The sequence below is a fragment of the Blautia faecis genome (assembly GCF_020554845.1).
Classification (GTDB): domain Bacteria; phylum Bacillota; class Clostridia; order Lachnospirales; family Lachnospiraceae; genus Blautia_A; species Blautia_A faecis.
In genome coordinates this window covers 1-20,308 of the sequence record NZ_JAJCIA010000007.1, presented here as the reverse complement: position 1 = coordinate 20,308, position 20,308 = coordinate 1, and the positions used below count along the sequence as shown (strand labels likewise).

17 protein-coding genes are annotated in these 20,308 nt (G+C 37.0%); 4 read left to right on the top strand and 13 right to left on the bottom strand.

What is annotated here, in order from left to right:
* Positions 1–20 precede the first annotated feature (20 nt).
* The 12 genes from LIZ66_RS05195 to LIZ66_RS05140 all read right to left on the bottom strand — a co-directional run bounded on the left by LIZ66_RS05195 (position 21) and on the right by LIZ66_RS05140 (position 13,288).
* Positions 21–1,319 carry a DUF2399 domain-containing protein gene (locus LIZ66_RS05195; RefSeq protein ID WP_173718445.1) on the bottom strand — a complete coding sequence of 433 codons (1,299 nt, stop codon included), beginning with the start codon at positions 1,317–1,319 and terminating at the stop codon, positions 21–23.
* On the bottom strand, positions 1,297–5,409 hold the full coding sequence (locus tag LIZ66_RS05190; RefSeq protein WP_408611503.1) for a TIGR02680 family protein: 4,113 nt from the start codon (positions 5,407–5,409) through the stop codon (positions 1,297–1,299). Before LIZ66_RS05190 ends, LIZ66_RS05195 begins: the two co-directional genes overlap by 23 nt.
* The gene (locus LIZ66_RS05185) at positions 5,402–6,544 is read right to left on the bottom strand and encodes a TIGR02678 family protein (RefSeq protein WP_173718446.1); all 1,143 of its coding nucleotides are present in this window, start codon (positions 6,542–6,544) and stop codon (positions 5,402–5,404) included. The genes LIZ66_RS05190 and LIZ66_RS05185 overlap by 8 nt, the downstream gene beginning before the upstream one ends.
* Positions 6,544–8,028, bottom strand: coding sequence for a TIGR02677 family protein (locus LIZ66_RS05180; protein ID WP_173718447.1), 1,485 nt, complete (start codon positions 8,026–8,028; stop codon positions 6,544–6,546). Before LIZ66_RS05180 ends, LIZ66_RS05185 begins: the two co-directional genes overlap by 1 nt.
* 371 nt (positions 8,029–8,399) lie before the next feature.
* A complete protein-coding gene (locus LIZ66_RS05175) occupies positions 8,400–8,927 on the bottom strand; it encodes an SLATT domain-containing protein (protein WP_195409737.1) in 528 nt (175 codons plus the stop codon).
* A complete protein-coding gene (locus LIZ66_RS05170) occupies positions 8,927–9,580 on the bottom strand; it encodes a YecA family protein (RefSeq protein ID WP_195409736.1) in 654 nt (217 codons plus the stop codon). The genes LIZ66_RS05175 and LIZ66_RS05170 overlap by 1 nt, the downstream gene beginning before the upstream one ends.
* A gap of 3 nt (positions 9,581–9,583) precedes the next feature.
* Positions 9,584–10,798, bottom strand: a complete 1,215-nt coding sequence (locus tag LIZ66_RS05165) for a nucleotidyltransferase domain-containing protein (protein ID WP_195409735.1) — start codon at positions 10,796–10,798, stop codon at positions 9,584–9,586.
* A 7-nt stretch (positions 10,799–10,805) separates the two neighbouring features.
* Positions 10,806–11,228, bottom strand: a complete 423-nt coding sequence (locus tag LIZ66_RS05160) for a hypothetical protein (protein ID WP_226836563.1) — start codon at positions 11,226–11,228, stop codon at positions 10,806–10,808.
* 30 nt (positions 11,229–11,258) lie between these two features.
* Complete coding sequence (locus LIZ66_RS05155; RefSeq protein ID WP_226836562.1) at positions 11,259–11,438, bottom strand: hypothetical protein; 180 nt, start codon at positions 11,436–11,438, stop codon at positions 11,259–11,261.
* A complete protein-coding gene (locus LIZ66_RS05150; protein ID WP_195409734.1) occupies positions 11,428–12,705 on the bottom strand; it encodes an AAA family ATPase in 1,278 nt (425 codons plus the stop codon). Before LIZ66_RS05150 ends, LIZ66_RS05155 begins: the two co-directional genes overlap by 11 nt.
* Positions 12,706–12,855: 150 nt before the next feature.
* Complete coding sequence (locus LIZ66_RS05145) at positions 12,856–13,005, bottom strand: TnpV protein (RefSeq protein ID WP_237963645.1); 150 nt, start codon at positions 13,003–13,005, stop codon at positions 12,856–12,858.
* Positions 13,006–13,039: 34 nt separating this feature from the next.
* Positions 13,040–13,288, bottom strand: coding sequence for a hypothetical protein (locus LIZ66_RS05140; protein WP_195409733.1), 249 nt, complete (start codon positions 13,286–13,288; stop codon positions 13,040–13,042).
* A 231-nt stretch (positions 13,289–13,519) separates the two neighbouring features.
* Here LIZ66_RS05140 and LIZ66_RS05135 point away from each other — a divergent pair, with 231 nt between their 5' ends.
* From LIZ66_RS05135 to LIZ66_RS05115, 4 genes are read left to right on the top strand one after another with little or no spacing between them, the layout of a single operon-like run.
* On the top strand, positions 13,520–14,455 hold the full coding sequence (locus LIZ66_RS05135) for a helix-turn-helix domain-containing protein (protein WP_195409732.1): 936 nt from the start codon (positions 13,520–13,522) through the stop codon (positions 14,453–14,455).
* Between the two features lie 32 nt (positions 14,456–14,487).
* Positions 14,488–16,422: an HsdM family class I SAM-dependent methyltransferase gene (locus LIZ66_RS05130; RefSeq protein ID WP_226836561.1), complete on the top strand. Its 1,935-nt coding sequence runs from the start codon at positions 14,488–14,490 to the stop codon at positions 16,420–16,422.
* Positions 16,415–17,452: a restriction endonuclease subunit S gene (locus LIZ66_RS18645; RefSeq protein ID WP_276530415.1), complete on the top strand. Its 1,038-nt coding sequence runs from the start codon at positions 16,415–16,417 to the stop codon at positions 17,450–17,452. Before LIZ66_RS05130 ends, LIZ66_RS18645 begins: the two co-directional genes overlap by 8 nt.
* 59 nt (positions 17,453–17,511) lie before the next feature.
* Positions 17,512–18,405, top strand: a complete 894-nt coding sequence (locus LIZ66_RS05115; protein ID WP_195409730.1) for a hypothetical protein — start codon at positions 17,512–17,514, stop codon at positions 18,403–18,405.
* An 83-nt stretch (positions 18,406–18,488) separates the two neighbouring features.
* Here LIZ66_RS05115 and guaA read toward each other — a convergent pair whose 3' ends face one another.
* On the bottom strand, positions 18,489–20,066 hold the full coding sequence (gene guaA / locus LIZ66_RS05110) for a glutamine-hydrolyzing GMP synthase (protein ID WP_118579374.1): 1,578 nt from the start codon (positions 20,064–20,066) through the stop codon (positions 18,489–18,491).
* Between the last annotated feature and the right edge of the window lie 242 nt (positions 20,067–20,308).

The window sequence follows — 20,308 nt, the reverse complement described above, 5'->3', positions numbered from 1 at the left end:
AAAAGATCTTCATCTGATTTCTATAGCATATCTTCTGCCAGCATCTCCTGATATCCGGCTGTCCTGTATTTTCCGATCAGCGCTGCCACCGGCTTTAACCTTTCATCCGTTATTCGTTCCAGTATTTTCAGCCGCTTAGGTGATATGACCTCTTTGGACCTGCATCTTTCGTAATCCGCGGCTTCCATATGCCAGTAATAAAATTCGCCCTTATAATACTGTGACAGTTTCTGTGCGATCAACACACCTTCCGGATCCAGATCTCCTGCATAATAAATCCGTGTTTCGGATTTTGCAAGTAAATCCAATGCCATCAAACCTGCCAGTCTTGGCTGACCGTTCATGCACATATATGCTTTTTCCTTATGATCTGTTTCTTCATTTCCACAAAGCATGGCAAAAACCGAAGGATTTTCCACAATATATATTTCATTTTGGGGACAATAGAGTGCATCCCATTCTGTAAGCACTGCAAGAGGAACCTGTACAATATGCTGTTCTTTCGCAAAACCTGCCATACCTTTATGATAAGTTCCATCTTTTTTCACAGCCTGCACCTGATACAGCATGGTATAATTGGAAACATCATCCAGCATGATTCCTGCCAGCAGATAACTTTTCTGACGCTTATACGCAGGAAATATTGCAGATGTCTCTACTGTAATTCTTCGTATTTCCAAATCCATCTGTATGATCTGATATAAAAAATTCCCATCCGCTGTTCCAATATCAAACGCATGTGGATTGCCTGTCCGCATAGCTGCAAATACGGCAAGGTACATCTTTGTGCTGCGATATGGCAGATTGTTATAGATTTCTGCTCCAAGCCGCAGCATCTTGTCCCATTTGGCCAGTTCCTGATTCCCGTTGTCTTTCACAATGCTTCGCAACGATTCTAAGGCTGTCTCTACAGGAGTTCCTTCATAGTCTCTCTGAAAAATCTCCCATATACGCTCTTTTTCCTGTTCCCGTAAGGATTTTTGCTCCTGTCTTCCAAGCAGTGGCTCTTCAAAAAAATTCTCCAACAGGCATTCCGGCGTTATCTCTTTATATCTGCTTGTTTCCAGCGCCTGTCTGAATTTTTCTGAGGACACCGTTACACTTTTCTGACTGTGAAAAGATTTTCCAAAAAATCCTTCCAGTTCTTCAATATCTGTTGGTTTCAGATTCTTCAGAATTACTTTCCCACCAAACCTTCCGTAAGAAATATATTTCTCCCGGAAGCCTTTCAGAACCTTCTCCCAGACCGGGCTCAGGTGAAAATAAGCCAGACAGTCTTTCATTTTATTTTCAGATTTATACTCCTTCTGCCTGTCCAAGCTCTATTCCTCTCTGTTCTACTTCTTCCTCGTGTTCTAACAATTCTTTCCTGTGACCATTCCATAAATAAGGCATAACGGTTACAAATTTCGCATTTCCCGGACGGATTAACTGATAGATTGCCAATGCGTCCAACGTATCACAATCTCCCCACAGAACCTGTGAGTTAATAATAAAATCAAACCGGAATTCTGTCATCAGACGGAACATATCGCGAATATTTTTATTATCTACTCCGGCAAATGCCTCGTCCAGAGATATCAATCTCGGTGCATCTTCTCTTCCTCCCTGATACTTGGCCACAACTGCTGAAAACAGCGGTACATACATGGACATTGCCTTTTCTCCGCCACTGAAGGTTCCGAATACACTATTTGTCAGCTCCTTCTGACGTTCCCCGTTTTTCTGGGAAAACAGCTGGAATTCAAACCATTTACGGTAATCCAGCGTATCCTTCATGATCTGATAGAAGGATATCATTCCCGCACTGTCTTTCGCATTTCTTCGTGCCTCTGCCACTTTGGAACGGAAATGGGCAGACAATCTGGCTGCCTCATCTTCACTCATCAGCCGATAATCTTTCTTCAGTAATTCTACCAGTTCTTTCGTATCCAGCTGGTCTTCCTGTTCTGCAGTCTTACTTCGCCATCTAAGGCTAAGCTTTAATCCGCTGGAGGTATTCATACCGTTCATCAGGGAATTCATTTTCTGTACCCATGTATTGGAACCGTTAATCTTTCCACGGATTTTTCTGCTTACCGTATTGGCAAGAATGTCTTCAAACAACTCCCGGTCTCCATCTTTGATCAGATTCTCCAGCTCTGTAATGTCTTCTTCAAGATGCAAAAGAAGACTGGCAAATGATATCTTTACGCCTTGATATCTGGCCGAAATGTCCAGTCGTTTTGCAGGAAATTCCGTTTGTTCTTCTTCCGTAAACAACTCATTCTGCATTAAATGATAGTCTGTAAGAAAACCTCTGTTTTCAAAATATACCTTATTCAGATCGCGGATCACACTGTCTTTATCCAGCGCTTTTACATCTGATTCCAGATAACTTCTGATATGTGCGGCATCTTCCGGTATCTCTTTTGGTATTTCCACATAATGCAAAGCCTTTTCCATATCATAGCATTCTGAAAAATATTTCGTTTTCTTTTCATATTCTTCAATTTTCTTCTTGTTTTCGTCTAAACGCAGTGTCAGTTGTCCCACTTCGTCTTCTTCATGTGTCTGTCTGCTTACGCATACACGTAATTGCTCCGGATACTCCTGCAGCCAGTTAATACATGCATCAAGCCGTTCTTTAATTTCTTCGTAATCAGTCAGACGCAATTGTTCCTGAATGGAAGTCTGTTCTTCTGTCTTTCTCCTGATTTCTTTTTGAATTTCCTGCAGATCATACCGTATCTGTTCCATATCTGCATCCAGATCTTCCAGATGTTCTTTTCGCTCTCTCAGATACATCAGACTTCTAAGATACATTTCATGTGCAGCAATCAGGCTGATCAAATGCTTTCCATATTCTTCTGCTGCTTTTTTTGCTTCTTTAAATATATCATAAGAACAGGTCAGATATAGTGCTTCTGCAATTTCCAGTGCTTTCTTTTTCTTTTCTTTCAGTATCTCGGCCAGTTCACGGATCTGATATTCCAGTTTATCACTCTCTCGCTTCAGCTGTTCGCACTCTCGTTCCTCGGCCTGCAGCATCCGAAGTGCTTCTCTCATATCTGTGTCTTTCGGAAGATTCTCGTATTCTTTTCTGAGAATAACTTTTCTGTCAGACAGCTTTCTATGCAGTTCCTCCAGCTGCTGTAATGCGGTTTCCAACTCTGTGATTCTCTGTCTGCACTCTTCTATCTTTGCCTGTCTGTGTTTTTCACGGGCCTTTGTTCCAAGGAATCCTGCCTCATATTCTCCTGTTACAGTTCCGGCAAGCACTCCCATTCCGTAAGTTCCATCTTCTGCAACCGTAAACAAGCTCTCACTATCATATGCAATGCTTCCGAGAATTCCGGTCAGACGCTGATTGGAAAATATGTCATTCACTTCTTCATTCAGTTCCAATACATCTAACAGACTTCTATCTGGCTGCAAATTTTTCTGACTGTTCTTGCAGATAAACAGATAATGATCTTCACATCCTTTTTCTGTTTTCAGAACCTGCTCTTTGTATTGCTCATCTATTACCAGTGCATCCAGAATTCCCATCTTTAATAAAGCTTCTTCCAGACGGTTACAGGCTTCTTCTTCCAGATTATCTCCAAATTCTATGACCTTGTAAAATTCCTGATATGGAATTCCAAGAGCATCCAGTCTCTTACGGTTACGTATAACTGCCTCTGAGCGCTCCGGCTGTGGTTCTTTCTGGTTCTCCCATTCAGCCAGATCTGCCCTTACTTCTTCCAGCTCTTTTTTCGTATTTTGGCTCTCTGTATCATTTACGGAAAGTTCAGATTCGATTTCTCCATTTTTCTTGATCCATACATCTGCAATCCTCTGACGAACCTCGGCAAAATCCGAGGATTCCTTATACGCTTCTGCAAATATACTTAATTCTCTTAACAATTCTTTTTCTAATATCAACTCCTGGTTTGCACCATTCCACTGATACAATGCTTCTTTCCATTCATTCTGCGTCTGCACAAATACAGATTCCAGTTCTGACACTTTTCTCTGAAGCGTATTCAGTTCACGAATCCGTCTTTCTCTTTCTTTTATCAGATCATCCTTCTGTCTTTCCAGGCGATCTGTCTCTGCCAGTATCTCTGTTCCCTCATTAATTTTTTCTTTTGTGTTATCAAATTGCTGCTGGTGTAAATTGAATTTGTATGGTTCTTCCGGATGTTTTTCCAGCTCTTCTCTCATAAAAGCATGCTCCTCAAAGGCCATGACATCAGCCTCATCCTGCATCTCTTCTATAAGCTCTTCCAGTTCTTTTTCTTTCTCATATTTCCTGTCTTCTTCTGTTTTAATCTGATTCTGTGCATCCTGATATTGCGTCTGCTTCTGCTCCAGAAATCTCTGCTTTTCTCCCAGGTTTTTCTGTTGTCCGTTTAATTCCGTAATCAGCTCCGCTTCTCTTCGCTTCAATGCTACCGCGTCGCTTTTGTTCAGAGATTCTTTCTCTTTCTCCATGGACTCACGTTTCACATCCAGCTGCTGATGTTCTATTTTCAGAGCTTCAATTTTCTTTCTGCATTCACACAGCTTTTTCTCCTGTTCTTTTTGTTGTGTCCTTGCATTTTCCAATTTTAGCCCAGCCTGTTCACAGCGTTCTGCTTTTTCATATAATAATTTCTGATTATATTTTGAAAATACTGCCTGGATTTTTTCTGCTGCCTGTCTGGCTTCTTTTCTGTTTTTCAGATTCATGGTCATGGTATCCATATTTTCAATGGCTTCTGACATAGGACGCAGGTCATCATCAGACAGGGGCTGAAGGGAATCACTTAAAATATCATTGATTACAGATGGCTTAAAATCCTTGGAAAGCTTCGGTGTACGCAGTTGAATCAGAAGATCTATCATTTCCTTATATTCTTCTGTTGTCTCAAATCCAAAAATCTGGCGGTTCACATACTCCATATAGTCAACCTGCCTGTCGATAACGCGGCCGCCATCCCCAATTCTGTTTTCCAGTTCTTTTTTGGAAAGTGTAACCTTTTCGCCTGAATCCTTATACAAAAAGAAATCCTTACCGATACGTCTTCCATCGGTCAGGCTAAAATACCATTTATCCAGATTCTTTCCTCTTCTTGCGCGGATACCCATTCCAATCGTTAAATATGTGTCACTGTTTTGTCTTTTAAGCTCCAGATACAGATAGCCAGTACGTTCTTCACGTCCGTCATCTTCTTCCAGAAGATAACTGCTCATCTTACGATCCCTGGAACCGAAGGGATCCAGTCGTTCCGGACTCATATTTCCATCCAGAAGAAGGGGCACCACACTCTGCATGGTTACTGATTTTCCCGATCCGTTTGAACCTCGAAGGAGCATTCTTCCCTTCACAAATGAGAATTCCTGTTCGTCATAATACCAGAAATTAATCAGCCCGATCTTATTTGCCTGCCATCTGCTATTCATCATTTCTTCCTCCCATATAATCCTCCGGATAACTTCCCTGTATTTTTCCGGCAAGCGGACATATTTTTATCTGATGAGCGGTCTCTTCTTTTCTTATAAACATCCACAATTCCATCTCATCCAACACACTTTTTACAAATTCCCCTTCCGGCATCTCGCGATAATTTTTCGAAAATCCACTTCCATATTCCTGTTTCATTTCTTTTATCATATTTTCAAATTCAATCTGATCCACAAGGCAGATTTCATCCAATCCGGTCTTCCATTGGCCACTCTCAATCTTCTTGCGTATTTCACGAAAACACAAAAGCAAAATATCGGATATGGAATTATTGCCGGGAAATACCGTTCCCATCCTGCAGTCGTCTCCGGATAGCAGATATGCACTTCCCTTATGAATGTGCACATGACAGTCAAATATCTGCTCCAGTTCTTCGCTTAATCTGCGTCCGTAATATTTCAGATATTCAAAATCCTCCGATGAGCCATCCGCTTTGTACATACCAGGTGCAAAAATCAGTCTTTTATAAACCCTGTGCCTTCTTGCAAAGCCTCGGTCTTCATCCACTTCAAACCAGTCACTTTCCTGAAAATCTTCCGGTTTCGTATATTCCATAATGTCTTTTGAAAAGCTCTTCATAAAATACCTGGATGCACCTGTATTTTCATAAAGCACTTCTCCTCCTTCATCGTCCATAAATGCCTCGTCTTTTCCATCAGTAACTCCAATAAGCCCCTGATCTGCTGCAAATCTCATTACACGGATCAGCTTCCTTCTGTTCGTATACAATGTCCAGTCGGAGATTTCCCCAGGCAGATTTGCTGTGATATATTCTGTCAGCTGTGATATGATAAACTGCTCCTGTGCATCTCTGTCTTCCAGAAACATCAGCAGAATACAGAGATAGGCATATTCTTCTTTTGAGGAAAATTTCTGAATACCCATAAAGCTTTCCGGTATCACCGGAATCTTCTCCATCTTTATCAGAAGTGAATTATCAATGATCTGGCAGCCCATTTTCTCTGTAGTAAATTTACGCAGTTCTCCAAGGGCATCTCTTAATTTATAATAGGTTTCCTTATCTCTGGATTTTAATATCCATCTTTTATTTAACAGGATCTCCAGTTCCTTCATCACGGTTCCTCCTGAAATACAATTGACAGATCAGGCATAGTAAAATTACCATCCAGACAATGCACAACACAGGTCTCATCTGCCCGGCTTCTGTCTAATATATATCTTCTTCCATCATCCGTTCTTGCAGAAAAATCCGCAGATTCCATGGCATCCGACAGCCATTTCAAAAGGATCTCTCTGATTCTTGGTTCCAGTACCGGTAATTCTCCAAAATGAATCCTTCCATTCACTTCCAACGCCTGCAGTTTTTCCATTTCTTCTCTCTGTTTTTCCAGCATTTTACGTCTTGTTTCCTGCTTTTGCTCTGCTGATTCGCGGATCGCACTTCTTCTGGATTTCTCCCTGTATGTACGTATCCTTGGCTTTAAACTGATTTCCATGGGTTGTTCTTCGTATACTCCGATATTCATGCTATCCGTTTCACGTACCAGATCTCCGGCAATATGCTGCGGGCACTCCATGCCAAATACCATTGCAGACATTTTGTGGGCTTCTTCCATATTCTGGCATTGCAAAAATAATTCTGCCACTTTGCGGTATTCTTCTTTTCGGTTAGCCCCCAATGCATTCTTTTCACTTAACTGCGCTGCATATCTTGTGATCCTGCGAATAATGTCATTTGTCGCATCAAAAAGCTTTCCCGCTTCATTCTCCTGGCCTTCATTTCCTACGAACCAGTCATAGATACTTTGATAACGGCCCTTTACTTTCTGCCAGATCATTTCCTTCGATACTTCCACATCCATTCGCGGTATCGACAATTCATAATCAACTACTTTTTCAAATACCTGATTTTTCATCTCTTCCTTCTGCATGCATAAGCTTTCTTCTATCACACCTACATTTCTCTGTAATCCCTTAATAAAGCTGCGCAGATATTCGATCAACCGGTCTTTAAACACCAGAAACTGTTTCGTATGCATCATTTCTTCTGCCCGCACACTGTTCAGATCTCTGATATAGTCCTGATAATTCTGATTCAGACGTACAAAATCATTATTCAGATCTGTCCACCAGGTATATACTTCATTTTTATCTCTTTCCACCATCTCCGGAAACCGTTCTATACCTCTTCGTATCCGCTCCAATAATGTGGGCTCTAAGGATGCACCTTCAATGAACAGGTTCTCAAGTCTAAGCACCAGACGTTCTATCTCTACACTATATTCTGTCATCTGATAGCGGTACTTTTTGTTCTTAAATTCTTCAATGGATGCCACCTTTTTCGTATCCTGGATCGTATTCAGATTCTTCCATTCTGTCAACATTGTGAGATCCTGCTGACACTGCTCTGGTCTGTAATCTGCAAAAAAAGGATCCTTTATCATTTCTTCGTAAACCTCTTCCTGGTACAGCCAGTATTTCAGTTTCTCGTAATGTTCAAAAAAAATACGCATAATACAGCGATATCTGCTTACATTATCTGCATTTAAATATTTCGCTTCTGTCAGTGGTTTGATTAATTTATCTGATACCTGCATGAGGCCTCTCCTTCTTTTCATACATGGGGTTACTTATATATAATGTCGGGGGCAAAAGTCCCCGACTACCATACCTGCGGATTGTTTCACTGATTACATTGTACCAAGACGTTGTCCAGTCGACCAGTCCTAATCTGTAAAAGCTACTATTTTTTGCACGAAAAGAGGCTGCAGGAATTCTATCCTACAGCCAATTTCGCTTTTTTGTTTATTTCACTTTTTTATTCGAACTCAATATCAGCAACTATATATTGTGTCTAATCACATTATATATTGCTATATTTTGTATTATTATTCTTAATATTCTATGCTCTCTTTATCTTTTTGACACTTTTTGCAAGCATTTTGCAATCACGTTCAATATATAAGAACTATTCCCATAAATCTAATTCCTCTTCCGTATAATTTTCTTCTCCATTTTGTATGCCACTTTTTGCCTTATCATAATCACCTTGATTAGTCGGAAATTGTGATCCTATTTCATTCGCTTGGCTCATTTCGCTCTGAATTTCCTCTGCCCTTTTCATAACATCCTGTTCTGACAACAATTTATCCTTAATAAAATTTAATGTAAGACTAATCTTTTTACTAATTCTTAGATACATATCTGCAGCTTTTGCATTTCCCTGAGCTTGTTTTTCATAATCGCATATTTTTTGTATACTCGCCAATATAGTTGCTATTATAGTCAATATTAGGGCAATTATTTCAGCCATTTTACTTCCTTTACCAAACACTACTGTAAGCAAAGTAGTCCCCGTAATTGCATTTAAAAATATTTGTATAAAAGATAATATTCTATAATATCTACGTTTTCTTTCAGCAGCATTGTAATGCTTTTTCTTTTCGTAAATTGCGTCTGCTTTAAACTGCTTTAACTGTTTAACTATACTATCCATCAGTTCCCCTTTCTATCATATATTCTTTTTAATTCTATCAAAATTTCTTTACACTCAGTCTTAAGACCTGCATTCATTACCTTCATTAATATATCCCCATGACAATTTCTTAACCTTTTTCCACTTCCACAAGGGCATAACAAGTGACCTCTATATGAAAAATTCGCTATAAAATGCATAATATCAAAGACTTGTCCCCATTCTTTAACATTAAATAATTCCTTTATATATTCCAAATCGCCCATAATACCATGCGATCTCTCTCCAAACGGATATATACCATATTCTTCATAATAGCGATATGTATATAAGTAAGGTACTATATACATATCAACAAAGCTACTTATATCTGTATTTTGTGAAAAATACATCTTTAGCTCAAAATCAGAAGCCAAACACAACTGCCCATCATCGTACCGATGAGGATAATTTTTATCAATCCTATTTGATACCTCTTTTACTACTGGTATTTGCAAAGAACTATCACCTAAAACTGTAATTTCCAAATTAAATTTTCCAGTCAGCCGAACATCATTATAAATATGATCCAGGTCAAATTCTCCTGTAAAAATATATTCTTTTTCATGTTCAATAATTTTAAGCGTAGGATACTTTTCTCTCATGGTTACAATATCACGATTATCAATTTTCATAGGCTACTTTCCCCATGGTTTAGGTGTATTAATAATGACATTTGGCACCACACTATCATAGTCTTCCAATTTTACATTCTTCTTCACATAGTCTCTTCCAAAATTATTTTCTAACAATGCTACAAAATCATTGTCTTCAAGATTCATTGAATCTAGACAATCTTTTTTCATTGCTTTTACCCATTTAAAGAATATTTGTGCCTTTTCCGGGTTATCATTCCATGAATCAGCCAAATTATCCTTTGGATTGACAGGATTTATAATATACCATATACCTTTACGTTTACGAATAATATTTTTATCTATATATTGCCTAGAGAACTCTTCTTCTTGCAATGTTTGATTATAAGAATAAATCTCAAAATCATTGGCAATTGCTTGCAGTAATTCAAACACATTCATTGATGGATTCATACCATATGCAATTTCTGCACAAATTGTAGTAATTATAGCAGAAGTTGGTTTTAAATTTTCTTTTTTAATTCTACAATAATATACATCTCTATGATGCTTCAAAATCTGTATAACGCGTTGCAATGATGAACGTTCTAAACCTTCTGGTATTTCTTCAATACTATTATAAATTGTTCTATTCTTTTCCAAAAGAATCTTTTTCCTATTTTCCCGATTAAAATCCAAAAAAGGCTTATTTATTGTTTCAAACCAATTTTTATATGCTCTCGGATTACTTGTGAACCAATAATAGTTCTCTCCTCTTTTATCTGTAATCGCAACCGCAAGTTCAGCGTTTTCTCGAGATACCCCAAGATTTATCATTGATTGAACAACATCATTTGATTCAGAAACACCCGGTACAATGTCAATATTAAATCCTATACCATTAACTTCAGCATATTCCAAAGTCCAACATTTATCCCACTCTCTATTCTGTAATTTTTCTTTATATACTTCCGATTTACAAATAGTTTCTTTTATGATATTTTTCACATATTTAGCAGTTGTTTTTTCCTTTAACTTTCCAAGACAACAAATAAAATCCAAATCATAATCCGCTTCTTTAGATTCCCTATATGGACGAACTACTGTACCTAAGCTAAAAGAACCTTGTGGGAAAATATCACATTCTACCCCTTGCTCCTGTAAATATGTACCAACAGCCTTGTATTTATCCGTTGCATTTTTATACATAGTCGGTGATATATCCAACCCTTCAATCAATTTTAATATATCCTGTTGTCTTAATTCCGTCTTTCTCATATAAATCCTACTCCTCTATTTGCATATTAATCTTCTCAATCCACCTACTGTCATCACTCTCAAACAGCTTTATAAACTTTCCAAAATTACTGCTACCAGTAACAGAATCATCCGAATCCAAATCTTTCACTCGTCGACTCATATCTTTATAATTCTCCACAGTAACGTATTCCATAACCTCTTCAATCTGGTCTGCTCTTCCTTTGTAATTTTCAACTCCGGTATATTTTTTAATCAAAGGAGCATTTACCGGTTTAGCCGGAGATTTCAAATTTTCATCTGTCCAATGCTTAGATATAATCTGCATTGTGCAAGGATTACCAAATATAATCACTGCATCTGCAGCAGTATTCACGCCATGAAATACATTAATCTTACGCTTAATGTCCTCATATTGCTCGTGAGGTTTCTTTTCTGTATCACAGAACACAAGCACAAGTTCATCTGCTCCATTTTGATATCAGTCCTGATACCTCGCTGGGATATTTCCATTTCCACCAGCATTTACCAATGAAATATCATATTGCTCATTCCATACTTTTAAAATTTTTAATCGTTTTAGATACTCATATTCCTCATTGCCTTCACAGATAATACAGATTTTGTGATTATCCAAAAACTTAGGGAGTTTATTTGGCATCGGCATCATCCCCCTTTACATTACCTTTAATACTAAGCAAAGAGTTAATCAATTCAGGATCAGGTAAAGCACCAAGTGCACCTTTTCTATATTTTTCCATAACATCCGTCGTATCCCTCACTCCCTGCTGCGCAGTAAAATCAGCAAGTGAATATACAAATACACCTTCCTCATCTTTATGCACAAACCAAATCTGCTCCTTCCGGAACATTCTCTTGCAGTCCATGAGATTTATATCATGAACTGTAAATATCATCTGTGCACTTGTATTTAATTCATTATTAAACATCGCAACAATCGCCCTTGTAAGCTTAAAATGAATACTGCTATCCAACTCATCCACCACTAATATTCTGCCCTGTTCAAGTGCTTCAATTACATAACTTGCAATAGCTGCAATCTTCTTTGTTCCTGTGGAATCAAACATCATACTTGGTACATGAACACCTTTATATGTGGAAACTAACCTAATCTGATCCATAATATTCTCCGGAATATCAAGCACTTTCTCATCTGGCTTTTCATCCCCTTCACCAGTTTTCAGTTGTATCTTATCCATATCCACATATTCAAAGTTATCCATATACAGGTCTGCATTTTTTATAAACTCAACAACCTTTTGCTGTAACTGATTCTTATTTTTCATGAGTTCAATTGTGTGTTGCATAGGTATGTTATTCGTATTGATGACATCAATTTTTTCTGCAAATCCGACAAGAATCTGCTTCATCTCGTTGACATGTTCAAATTTACTTGTATCTACTACATAGCATAGCAAATTATTTTTAGATACTACCGACATCATAGCCTGCACAGTTTCATCAATACATTCATATATTTCGCTAATGGTATCCTTTTTCAACCAGCAAACTTCTTTTTCATTGTTATATTGATCTTTGAATATCTCAGAAAATGATTCATATATATATTCTTCTTTTTCTGCATCATATTTAAAATCATAAGAAAACTTTCTTCCAGATGCCATAAATGTAACACCTAACTCGCATACATCACTATCAGTAAATATATTTGTTATCAGTCCATTCTTCTTATTTAAAAGTACATTTCTTATTGCCCTAATGCACTTGATTAGACATGTTTTTCCTGCATTGTTTGGTCCATATATTCCTACAGTTTTAAGCACATTAAAATTATTCTCCTGATGAACGTTTGCTCCAAATTTTTTATTTCGCATATCTGCTTTCATCGAAAATGTAATGTCATCCTCAAATGCATAACAGTTTTTTGCTCTTATCTCTATAATCATAGCTCATTCCTCCAAGTCACTTTTCTTCTTTACTTATCATTATTATATCATTAATTATTTTTTATGCAACTTTTTTTCACAAAAAATATAATTTAGAGATTAATTAAACTTAACATAGCAAAAAGGACAGCCTCCCAGCCGCCCTCTACATCACACATACACCACCTTCCTCACCACAATCTCCTCCGCACAAGCAATAATGTTATTCATCTTCCCCACCCACATCATCTGATTCTCTGCTTTCAATTTCTCTGTCACGCCTTGCTTTTCCTCCATCTGTTCCACAAGTCTGTCCCGCATCTCATAACATTCCTCGTCAATCTCATGCAGATATTCATTTAGTCTTCCATGTGTTATTGACCTTTCTCTTGCCGGAGAAAGGTCTTTTTAATGCTTGTTTTACCATGCCATAACAGTTTTCCTCGTAAAACTTTCGGTTTGCCTTGCCAGACAAAACGATAAGATTCGGATTGATAGCAAGCATGCGATCATTGAGCTGCTTAATAATCTTATAGCCTTGTGCTCGGCTGACGCCCCAATCATCACAGACTTCTGTAACGTCTACATACATATTTTTATTCATAGGCTGATTCCCCCTTTCTTCACTTCAATGTCTTATGAAAACATTTTCGATTATTTAACGCGTACATTTTTGTACTTGTGTAATTATGGTATAATATCTATTTTGTTTTGTCAAGTACTTTTTTGTACTTTTATTTTATTTGATATTAACTTTTCTGTTCACTTTTTTGTTTGTTCGTGGTACAATAATGCTATTAAACAAGAAAACACTTATCGTAAAGGAGATTTTTATATGACTCTTGGAGATAAAATTAGAAAATATCGGACACTAAAAGGTCTGACACAGGCACAGCTTGGCTCAATGGTCAAACTGACCGGAGACCGCATACGCCAGTATGAAAATGATGTAAGAAAGCCAAAGGATGGAAAGCTGTTTGAGATTGCAGACGCTCTTGATGTTAATCCTTCTACACTCGCTGAACCGGATTTTGATGATCCCATCAGTGTAATGCATGTACTTTTTGAATTGGAGGATATCTATGGATTACACTTTGAAAAAGTCGGTGATAATTATCAATTAGCCTTTTCAAAGGGAGAATATTCGAGTGCTAACTGGATTATTGAGGGACTTGCGGCATGGGTAAAAAAAAGAGACGAATTACAACCGGATATCAATGACTCAAATAGTACCATTGCAGATAAGAAAAACGATTATATCCGTTGGAAGGCAAGATATCCATATAATTTTGCCGAAGAGATTACCAGCAATTTTGCATTGGTTCAGAAATTTAATGAAGATGCCTCTTCTCTGCTACCTTCTGGCAGGCAACCGATTACTCGCTTCTCAGAGTTCTATCGCAGCTTGCTTGCGTTGGAAGATGCAGGAGTCAAATTCACTATATCCGTGGATGAAATTATTGGCAAACGAAGCGCCGCTTTTTATATTGAATTAGATTACATTATGAACAGTTCAGATGAAATCAAGAAACTATATACGGGATTTAGACAATGCTGGTATGATATGAAAGAGATTGGAATTGAAATACATGAATCGCCAGTTCCTGTAAATGGCAATATGAATATACTACTATATTCCGATAACATTCAGCTTATAGCACTGTTCCATGCACATATACGTCACTTAGAAGAAAAGAAATCACCTATGTATGAGGCTGAAATTGAGGATACATTGCAGATATTCAATGTACCAATAAAAGAATATGCATAAATAACTATACTAAATAAAAAGGAGTAACACCAATGGCAAAAAAAGAAGCTAACTTTGATTTATATATACACGATTTACTTGTCGAAGCTGGCATACAAGCAGATACACAAGGTAGCAACATCATTGAAATTAATAATGCTCTAAAATCAGCTTCAAAACATAAAACAGGCAATGTCGGATTTCCTGAATATTGCGCAGTTGTCAATGATTTTGTTCTTGTCATGGAGGATAAAGCTGACAGATCAAACTTGTGTGCCTTTGAGGATGATGGCACTACTATTTCCTTGACAGTACAGGCCACAAAACATTATGCCGTAAATGGCGCCTTACATTATGCCAAACATATTTTACAAAACACTACATATGATAAAATATTTGCGTTTGGTAATGCTGGAGACCGCAAACATCATATCATTCAACCATTATTTGTTGACACTAACGGCTATACATGGCTACCAGAAGTAGAAACTTTTGAAAATTTTTCTGCAAACCATATTTTAGAATATTACAAAAGAATTGTATTAAAAGAAACTCCACCAGAGGATATAGAACTTGCCGATATTCTTAAGAAAGCAAAGGAACTCCATGAATATCTACGTAATTATGGAGGTTTGGGCGAAGACGAAAAACCGCTTGTTGTATCCGCAATTCTTCTTGCATTGCGTGAACAGAAATATAGTTTTCGCCTTGATATGTTAAAAGGTGACTTCTTAGAAAGTAACACTGATGGAGCAATTCTATATCAATATTTAGAAACGAACCTACAACGTGCAAAGGTTGCTCCTGAAGTAAAAAAAGCTCGGGTACTTAACCAATTTACTTTGATAAAGGACAGACCTCAATTAAATACTAAACGAGAAGACTTAGGCAATAAGACACCCTTAAAATTTTTTGCAGAATACATTAATGAAAACATATTCAAAGCTCTGATATCAAACTCAAATGAAGATTATTTAGGCCGATTTTATGGGGAATTTGTTTCATACTCTGGTGGGGATGGCCAATCTCTAGGAGTAGTTCTTACCCCTAGCCATATTACCGACCTATTTTGTGAATTAGTAGATTTAAAACCTACCGATGTTATTTTAGATCCATGTTGTGGCACGGGTGGTTTTTTAATTTCTGGAATGCATAAAATGTTAAAAGAAACAAAAAATCCTTCGAAACGATTACACATAAAGCAACATCAAATACATGGTATTGAAATTCGTGATGATATGTTTTCCATTGCCACTACAAACATGATCCTACGTGGTGATGGTCAAAGTAATTTAATCTGTGAAGATTTCCTTGCTCAAGACCCAGGAGAACTCCAGTTAAGAGGAGGCGGTATAACTGTTGGTTTTATGAACCCTCCTTATTCACAAGCCAAAAACAAAGACACTGCAAATTTATCAGAATTATGCTTTATTCGTCATCTATTAAATTCTATAACAGAAGGCGGTCGTGCTGCAGTCATTGTTCCTGTATCTGCAATGATTGGAAAAACCAAAGATGACAAAGCAATCAAAAAAGAAATATTAAAGAACCATACTTTAGAAGGTGTTATTAGTCTGAACAAAGATACATTTTATCGAGTAGGAACAGTACCATGTATTGCAGTATTTACTACAGGAATACCACATCCAACTGAAAAAAAAGCAAAATTTATTAATTTTGAAGATGATGGATATGAAGTAAAGAAACATTTAGGTCTTGTGGAAACTGAGCGTGCGAAAGACAAACGACAATATTTGCTTGATTGCTGGCATGGAAAAATAACAGATTTTCCATCAAGTTTTATGGTTGAAACAACTGTTGAAAATACAGATGAGTGGATACACTCATTTTATTACTATAATGATGAAATACCAACAGAAGAAGACTTTATGAACAGTATTGGAGATTATTTAACTTTTGAATTCAACATGATTACTCATGGTAAAGGCTATCTATTTGAACAAAGAGGTGATGCTGAAAATGCTTAATTTACACGACAGAGACTGGAAAGAATTTTATATTAAAGATATTTTTTTCATCAATCCAGGTAAACGCTTAACTAAAACTAATATGATTGATGGAAATAAACCTTTTATTGGCGCAACAGATTCGAATAACGGAGTAACTGCCTTTGTATCAAATTCTAATATATCTGAGGATAGAAATGTTTTAGGTGTAAACTATAATGGCAGCGTAGTCGAGAGCTTTTATCATCCGTATTCGTGCTTATTTTCAGATGATGTTAAACGTTTTAAACTAAAAGCTATATCAGGAACAAAATATCACTATTTGTTTTTCAAAACTGTAATTTTACAACAAAAATGCAAATATGCTTATGGCTATAAATTTAACGAACAAAGAATGCAAAAACAAATGATATTGCTGCCCGTTACCAATAGTGGCACTCCTGATTATGATTTTATGGAACAGTACATCAAAGAACGAGAACAAAAGATCACGCAAAACTACATATCTTTTATTGACAATGATTTACAAGAAGAAAAAACACCTCTTTCTCTAGAACAAAAGAAATGGAACACATTTTTTGTTGGTGATTTATTTACCGTAAGAAGACCACAAGCTCGTTCTGAAAAACAATACCAGTTTGGTTCAATTCCATTTATTGCATCCGGTAATACAAACAATGGTCTTACTAAGTGCTGTATGCCAAAAAAGGAAGAGATTCTGGATGAAGGGAACTGTATTACAATTAGCCCTGTTGATGGCAGTACTTTTTATCAAGAAACTGCTTTTCTTGGCAGAGGTGGTGCTGGCTCTTCTATTCTGATATTATACAATTCTAATATGAACAGATTTTCAGGTCTATTTATAGCAAGAATGTTAAGGCAAACTTGTTCAAAATATTCTTATGGAAAAATGGGAAATAAAGAAAGTATAAAACGTGAGAAGGTAATGCTTCCAATCAACGATAATGGTAAACCCGATTATCTCTTTATGGAACAGTATATAAAATATATAATATTAAAATTAAAAACAAAATACCTTAAAGAAAAATAAATATATAACACTTAATTTCTAAAATTATATTAAAATGCATAAATACTAGGAGGTCCGACATGATAAATAATTTTATATATGATGATGTTTCTAATGCGATATTAAATGCGAATACTGCTCTTAACGAGATTACCAAATCTATCACTAGCGCTACAGCAAAACCATATTTTATTTATGCTTATTCTTTATTTGAAAGTACCATTACAGAAATTACTAGATATTATATAAAAGCTTTTCCTCATAAGATTGACAAGAATATCTCTGTCAATAAGGATTTATTTCTTACATCATCAAGATCAAGCGATATAATAGATACCATAATAGATCAAAACATACGAAAATACTCATGCAAGTCACTTTATGAATATATACATTTTTTTATCTCCATACAGGATTTAGATTTATCTCTGAATGAATATAAAATTAGAGAAATATCTGATTTACGTAATTCTATTGTTCATGATGACATCAAAAACTCATTAATGTACAAACACACAAACAACACTAAAAGCTATAATAAAAATCCACCTACCTCATTATACAAAGACCACATTTGCTATTTTATTGAAATTCTTGATTTGTACAACACATGCATTGAAAAAAAATACCATGAATATACTCTTGATAAGTTAGCACGTTCAATTTGGAAAAATACTTTTTCAACACCATTACTTTCTTTCGATGCAGTTTGGGAATATCATTCTGAAGGTTATTTAACAATTAGGGATATAAATGACTTAAAGTCAAGAGCAGCTTCTCTATCAAAAAGCGAGCATTTATTCCTTGCAATTTTTCTTCAGCAATATAATAACGATTTAAATAGTTATATTAACAACTTCAATCAAATACCATCGCTTGTAAGTATAGATACGCATAATAAAGCAAAGCTTGTAGAACTTATTGATTTCTTTGATTCATTTCCATTACTTTTTAATGGTGAAAGAATCAGATAAACAGACTCAAAATAAACTGCAAGCATTTTGCAAGCACATAAAACGAGAAGCCTTAATTTATAAGGCTTCCCGCAATTTTCACACTATTCAAACTCAATCGTTCCCGGTGGCTTACTGGTCAGATCGTAGAATACGCGGTTAACTCCCTTAACTTCATTAATAACACGATTCATAACCCTGTTCAGTACTTCATACGGAATCTCTGCGGACTCTGCTGTCATAAAGTCAATCGTCTTCACTGCTCGCAGTGCCACTGCATAATCGTATGTTCTGAAATCGCCCATAACGCCTACGCTTCGCATATTGGTAAGAGCTGCAAAGTACTGGTTCGGCATCCAGGATGGTTCTTTGCCATTCTCAACTTTATAAGCTTCTGCTGCCTTATCAATTTCTTCACGGTAAATGAAATCAGCATCCTGCACAATGCGAACTTTCTCTTCAGTAACTTCGCCGATAATACGGATTCCAAGTCCCGGTCCCGGAAATGGCTGACGGAATACCAGCTTCTCTGGAATTCCAAGCTCCAGTCCTGCTTTGCGGACTTCATCTTTGAAGAGGTCACGAAGCGGCTCAATAATCTCCTTGAAGTCTACGAAATCAGGAAGTCCGCCTACATTGTGATGAGACTTGATCACTGCAGACTCTCCGCCAAGACCACTCTCTACCACATCTGGATAGATGGTTCCCTGTGCAAGAAAATCAACAGCACCGATCTTCTTAGCCTCTTCTTCAAAGATACGGATAAATTCCTCACCAATGATCTTACGCTTCGCTTCCGGCTCAGTAACTCCCGCAAGTTTATCATAATATCTCTGCTGTGCATTCACACGGATAAAATTCAGGTCAAACTGTCCATTAGGACCAAATACACCCTCAACCTCATCGCCCTCGTCTTTACGAAGAAGGCCATGATCTACAAACACACATGTCAGCTGCTTGCCAATAGCTCTGGAAAGAAGTCCTGCTGCTACAGAAGAATCAACACCGCCAGACAGTGCCAGAAGGACTTTGCCGTCGCCCACTTTCTCACGGATTTCTTTAATTGTATGCTCAACAAATGCATCCATCTTCCAGTCTCCGGCACATTCGCATACACCAAGTACGAAATTGGATAACATCTTCTTTCCTTCTACTGTATGGAGAACTTCCGGATGAAACTGGATCGCATACAGTTTCTTCTCCGCATTCTCGGCTGTAGCCACTGGACAGTCTGCTGTATGTGCAGAAATCTCAAATCCTGGTGCTGCTTGGGAGATATAGTCTGTATGGCTCATCCAGACAATTGTTTTCTCTGATACTCCTTCAAAAATTCTAGAATCTTTTTTGTCAACCAGCAACTCTGTTTTGCCGTATTCACTTACATCTGCTTTCTCAACTTTACCGCCGAGAACATGCATCATAAGCTGTGCACCGTAGCAAAGCCCAAGCACCGGAATACCAAGTTCGAATAATTCTTTCTGGTAAGTCGGTGAATCAGCTTCGTAACAACTGTTCGGTCCACCGGTAAGAATGATTCCCTTTGGATTCATGGCTTTGATCTTCTCAAGATCGGTCTTGTAAGAATAGATTTCACAATATACATTACATTCTCTGACACGTCTTGCAACCAGCTGATTGTACTGACCACCAAAATCAATTACAATAACTAATTCTTTCTTCAAGGTTTTCCTCCTGTTTTTCCCTATAAATTCTCATTGGAATCGTTACTGTTCACACTGGAAAATCTCCGGTAAACAATAACCTTGAATCTTCTTTCCATTATAAATGAGTATTACAACTTTTACAACGACTAATTTTCTTAGCTGAATAAAATTATGAACCATTTATGATAATGTCCTAATATACCACAAAGGAAAATGTCCCAATGTAGTATAATGCTTCCATCAACAGATGGAGGTAACGA

What these genes read in the sequence shown, in the direction of transcription:
- LIZ66_RS05190 (WP_408611503.1), bottom strand. Translation starts at nt 5,409, where the DNA reads ATGAATAGCAGATGGCAGGCAAATAAGATCGGGCTGATTAATTTCTGG.
- LIZ66_RS05185 (WP_173718446.1), bottom strand. Translation starts at nt 6,544, where the DNA reads ATGAAGGAACTGGAGATCCTGTTAAATAAAAGATGGATATTAAAATCC.
- LIZ66_RS05180 (WP_173718447.1), bottom strand. Translation starts at nt 8,028, where the DNA reads ATGCAGGTATCAGATAAATTAATCAAACCACTGACAGAAGCGAAATAT.
- LIZ66_RS05175 (WP_195409737.1), bottom strand. Translation starts at nt 8,927, where the DNA reads ATGGATAGTATAGTTAAACAGTTAAAGCAGTTTAAAGCAGACGCAATT.
- LIZ66_RS05170 (WP_195409736.1), bottom strand. Translation starts at nt 9,580, where the DNA reads ATGAAAATTGATAATCGTGATATTGTAACCATGAGAGAAAAGTATCCT.
- LIZ66_RS05165 (WP_195409735.1), bottom strand. Translation starts at nt 10,798, where the DNA reads ATGAGAAAGACGGAATTAAGACAACAGGATATATTAAAATTGATTGAA.
- LIZ66_RS05155 (WP_226836562.1), bottom strand. Translation starts at nt 11,438, where the DNA reads ATGCCAAATAAACTCCCTAAGTTTTTGGATAATCACAAAATCTGTATT.
- LIZ66_RS05150 (WP_195409734.1), bottom strand. Translation starts at nt 12,705, where the DNA reads ATGATTATAGAGATAAGAGCAAAAAACTGTTATGCATTTGAGGATGAC.
- LIZ66_RS05145 (WP_237963645.1), bottom strand. Translation starts at nt 13,005, where the DNA reads ATGCGGGACAGACTTGTGGAACAGATGGAGGAAAAGCAAGGCGTGACA.
- LIZ66_RS05140 (WP_195409733.1), bottom strand. Translation starts at nt 13,288, where the DNA reads ATGAATAAAAATATGTATGTAGACGTTACAGAAGTCTGTGATGATTGG.
- LIZ66_RS05135 (WP_195409732.1), top strand. Translation starts at nt 13,520, where the DNA reads ATGACTCTTGGAGATAAAATTAGAAAATATCGGACACTAAAAGGTCTG.
- LIZ66_RS05130 (WP_226836561.1), top strand. Translation starts at nt 14,488, where the DNA reads ATGGCAAAAAAAGAAGCTAACTTTGATTTATATATACACGATTTACTT.
- LIZ66_RS18645 (WP_276530415.1), top strand. Translation starts at nt 16,415, where the DNA reads ATGCTTAATTTACACGACAGAGACTGGAAAGAATTTTATATTAAAGAT.
- LIZ66_RS05115 (WP_195409730.1), top strand. Translation starts at nt 17,512, where the DNA reads ATGATAAATAATTTTATATATGATGATGTTTCTAATGCGATATTAAAT.